This window comes from Streptomyces sp. NPDC002784, from assembly GCF_053592135.1.
This window is the reverse complement of sequence record NZ_JBSFVD010000104.1, coordinates 1-3,828: the sequence shown is the minus strand read 5'-3', so window position 1 is coordinate 3,828 and position 3,828 is coordinate 1. Positions and strand designations below refer to the sequence as shown.

Sequence of the window (3,828 nt, the reverse complement as noted above, 5' to 3'; positions counted from 1 at the left end):
CCCCGCGCGCCGGGCGGGCGCTGGGCATCCAACAACGCTTGGCGGGCAGTGGGTTGCTGCCTCGATCGGTGAGCCTCGGCGTGGGGCTGCCGTTCGCGAGGCCCGGACGCAGCGCGCTCACCCTGGCCGCCGTGGTCCTGGGAGTGACGACCGTGACGTTCGCCACCGGCCTGGCCACGACGATGACCAGGTTCGGCGACGCGGGCCGGGACGACTACCAGGTCACGGACTACGCGACCAATCACAAGAACGGCAAGGAGATCACGCCGGAACACTCCGACCTCGAACTCCATGCACTGCTGCGTTCCCTGCCCGCCGCGATCGAGGTCACAGCGCGCGCGAACGCCGAAGTGCGCATGACCGGCACCGACCAGGAAGTGTGGTTCGAGGGCCGCCGTGGCGACGAGATCCGGCTGGGCGGCGTCCTCACCGACGGCCGCTGGATGCGCCACACCGGCGAGGTCGTGGCCTCGTCGGCCTTCCTGCGCCACCACGACCTGCGCGTCGGCGACCGTGTCCGGCTGGAGAAGGGCGAGCGTCGGCAGACGCTGACGGTCGTGGGCGCGATCATGGACAGCAACGCCCAACTGCTCGCCACCAATTGGTCCACTCTGACCAGGCTCGCCCCGCAGGAAGAGCCCATCGCCTACCACGTCAAGCTCCGCGAGGGCGCCGACCCGGCCGCATACGCGCGCGCCGCCAGAGCCGCGGACCCCGGCATCAGCCCCGCCCCGGTCGGCTCCAACACCGTCACCCAGACCATCGTCGGCTCCGCGATGGCGCTCACCCTGATGCTCACCGTGGTCGCCGCCCTCGGCGTCTTCAACACGGTGGTTCTCAACACCCAGGACCGGCGACGCGACTTGGGCATGCTCAAGTCCATCGGCATGACTCCCCGTCAGGTCATCGTCATGACGATGACGTCGATGGCGGTGCTCGGCGCGATCGGTTCGCTCGTCGGCATCCCTCTGGGTATGGCCGGTCACCACCTGGTCGTCCCGCGGATGGCGGACGCCGTGGACATCGACCTGCCCTCCTACATGATGGACGTCTGGCAGCTCCCGGCCCTCGCCGCCCTGGCACTGGCCGGCCTGGCGACAGCGCTGCTCGGGGCGTTCATTCCGGCACGACGCGCGGCACGGCTGACGATCGCGCAGGTCCTGCACAACGAATGAGGCACCGCAGGTGAACCTGAGCGCGCCTCGCCTGACGGCACCGGTCCGGTCGTCGCGGGCGCGGCGGGCTCGTCACTCGCGCGCAATGCACTGAGCGCGGAAAGGGACCTGAGCTAGTTAGTACTGCAACGGTGCTCGCCGTTGCAGTACTCGGGTTCGTCTTCAAACGGATCTTGCCCAGAGCAGGAACGATGCGAGGATGACCGCCGCTTCGTAGGAAGTGGCGGTCTTTTCGTATCTCGTGGCGATCCACCGGAAGCCCGTGAGCCGGTTGAAGCAGCGCTCGATCATGTTGCGCCGCTGGTAGGTCTCCCGGTTGAATCCTGGCGGTCGGCCGCCGTGGCCACCACGCCTGAGGCGGTGCCGTCGCTGGTCGGTCTTTTCGGGGATGGTGTCCTACCGGTGCCGCCCCCTTTCGGCCGGGGGCGGCGGCGTGCTGGTGAGTGTGGACGATGGTGGAGTCGATCTGGACCAGCCAGTCGATGTCTCCGGCCGCGCGGCACGAGCTTGGATCTGGTGGAGGGCCCGTGTGAACACTCCGTCGAGGGCGTAGCGGCGGAAGCGGGTGTACACGGTCTTCCACGGCCCGTAGCGTTCCGGCACGTCCGGCCACGAGATCCCGGTGCGGATCTTGTAGACCATCCCGTTGATGACCTGCCGGTCCTCCATGCGAGGCCGCCCCGTCGCGGCCCGGGGTATCAGCGGAGCGAATAACTCCCGCTCCCGGTCAGTGAGTTCACAGCGACGTACTACGACACCATGATCCACCACCCGGACGATCTTTGAAGACCGACCCTAGTCCTGTCGCGTCCCGCGTGCGTGCTGCGCGACCGTCGCCGCGATCGCCTGGCAGTAGCGCATCACGCCCGGCGACCGTTTCACACACGGCTTGGGGTCCTTGGTCATCGGCTCCAAGCAGAAGTGCAAGTAGTCCTTGTCGTGGTGCAGTTCGGTGGTCGTGCCCTCGGTGCAGTACTCGGGATGGGCGCGCTCGTACGCATTGCAGGGCAGCCGCTGCACCCAGGTGTAGCGGTCGCCCGCGCGGGACACCGCGGCGCCCGCGTCGGCGGTGAGGTCGCCAGCCGACGCGGCCTGGGCCTTGTAGATTTCGTTGACGCGCCGGATGCGGTCCGGGGCCATCGGATCGGGGCCCTGGAGCACCCAGACGAGCTTGGGACGCTCGATGCCCACGTCGGCCGCCGCGCGCTCGATCTCAACGGTCAGGGCGCGGGCGTCGGCGGCGTACCGCTCGTAGTAGGCGCGCTGGGGCGCGAGTATCTTGCCCATGCAAGGCGTGTAGATCCAGGAGTTGCCCCAGAACTGGAGCACCACGACCTGGGGCCGCTGCGCGCGCACCAGTGCGGCCGCCTTGTGGTGGCGGGGGACGAGGAGAGAGTCCCCGGTCTTGCCCTGCATATAGTCGCAGAGCGTGGTGCCGGAGTGCGGGGCGCTGTGCAGGGTCGCGGTGCCAGAGTCCTGGAGGAGGTCGGCGAGAATGTTGTGGTTCTCCAGGGCGATGGAGTCGCCCAGGTAGAGGGCACGGACGGGTTTGTGGGCGGGGTCGTCGGTGGGATCTGCGGGTGGCGAGGGGTTGGTCCCCGGTTCCGCTTCCGACTCGGCTTCCGGGTGGGGGCTCTTTTCGGCCGCTTTTCCGGCGGACGTGGGGGTAGCGGGGGGTGCGGGTGCGGCGGCCGCGCCCGAAGGGTCGGAGTCGACCATCACCCGCCAGCCGAATACTGCGGCTACCACCAGAGCGAGCACTGCGGCGGCGAGGGTGCCACCTCTCAACCGGCTTCGTCCCTCGTTCACTTGAACCTCCCAGCTCTCCGTGCGACGACGAGCGCACCACGGTGTCGGCTCCGGGCGCCCACGTCCAGAGCGGGAGTAGCGAATTGGTCCGCTCGGCGATAGTTCGCCTACAGGGCCGGACGCCGGCTCAGAAACGCGCCTAGATCCTGCGCAGCGCGTCCACGAGGTGGCTCAGGGCGATCACGGGAACGATGCGCTCGCACGATGGTGGAGTCGATCTGGACGAGCCAGTCGATGTCGTCGGCCGCATCAGCCTGGCCCTGGATCTGCTGGAGGGCCTGGGCGAAAACGTCGCTCAACGCGTAGTGACGGAAGCGGGTGTAGACCGTTTGCCGTGGCCCGTAGCGGTCGGGAACGTCACGCCACGGCAGGTCTGTGCGGATCTTGTAGACCATCCCGTTGCTGACCTGCCGGTCGTTCGCCCCCGGTCGGCCAGTTACGGCCTGGGGTATGAGCGGAGCGAGTAAGTCCCACTCCTGGTCGGTGAGTTCATGTCGGTGCATCCGGCCACGATCTACCAGAAGGTGATCATCGGTGATGGCGCCGCAGGACAAGCACAATCACAGCATGACCAACACTGTCGGAGCAGCCTGGCACAAGATCCTCTGCTCGCCTTCTGCGCCATGTCGTTACTTCTGTCAGCCCTCCCAGGACCGAGCGTGCTCTTCGTCATCGGACGAGCCTTCACCCACGGGCGCAGAACGGCGTTGTCCTCTGTCCTCGGCAACGCGCTCGGCGGCTACGTGCTTGTCATCGCGGTGGCCATGGGCGTCGGGAGCGTGGTCGAGCGTTCGGTCTTGCTCTTCAACGTGATCAAGCTGGCCGGAGCCGCCTACCTCGTCTT

The 3,828-nt window shown here is 67.9% G+C and carries 4 protein-coding genes and 1 pseudogene; 2 read left to right on the top strand and 3 right to left on the bottom strand.

Annotation, left to right across the window (positions count from 1 at the left end; genetic code table 11):
* A partial coding sequence (locus ACWD1Z_RS36725) for an ABC transporter permease (RefSeq protein WP_451125158.1) occupies positions 1–1,175 on the top strand: 1,175 nt, incomplete at its 5' end.
* Positions 1,176–1,337: 162 nt separating this feature from the next.
* On the opposite strand, the pseudogene ACWD1Z_RS36720 reads toward ACWD1Z_RS36725, so the two are convergent.
* The 3 genes and pseudogenes from ACWD1Z_RS36720 to ACWD1Z_RS36710 all read right to left on the bottom strand — a co-directional run bounded on the left by ACWD1Z_RS36720 (position 1,338) and on the right by ACWD1Z_RS36710 (position 3,487).
* Positions 1,338–1,943, bottom strand: a pseudogene (locus tag ACWD1Z_RS36720) (transposase).
* A gap of 27 nt (positions 1,944–1,970) precedes the next feature.
* Positions 1,971–2,984 (bottom strand): SGNH/GDSL hydrolase family protein, encoded by a 1,014-nt coding sequence (locus ACWD1Z_RS36715; protein ID WP_451125156.1) that lies wholly within the window; start codon positions 2,982–2,984, stop codon positions 1,971–1,973.
* 107 nt (positions 2,985–3,091) lie between these two features.
* The gene (locus tag ACWD1Z_RS36710) at positions 3,092–3,487 is read right to left on the bottom strand and encodes a transposase (protein WP_451125154.1); all 396 of its coding nucleotides are present in this window, start codon (positions 3,485–3,487) and stop codon (positions 3,092–3,094) included.
* 120 nt (positions 3,488–3,607) lie between these two features.
* Between ACWD1Z_RS36710 and ACWD1Z_RS36705 the strand changes: the two genes are divergently transcribed.
* Positions 3,608–3,828, top strand: a 221-nt coding sequence (locus ACWD1Z_RS36705; RefSeq protein WP_451125160.1) for a LysE family translocator, incomplete at its 3' end; no start/stop codon positions are given.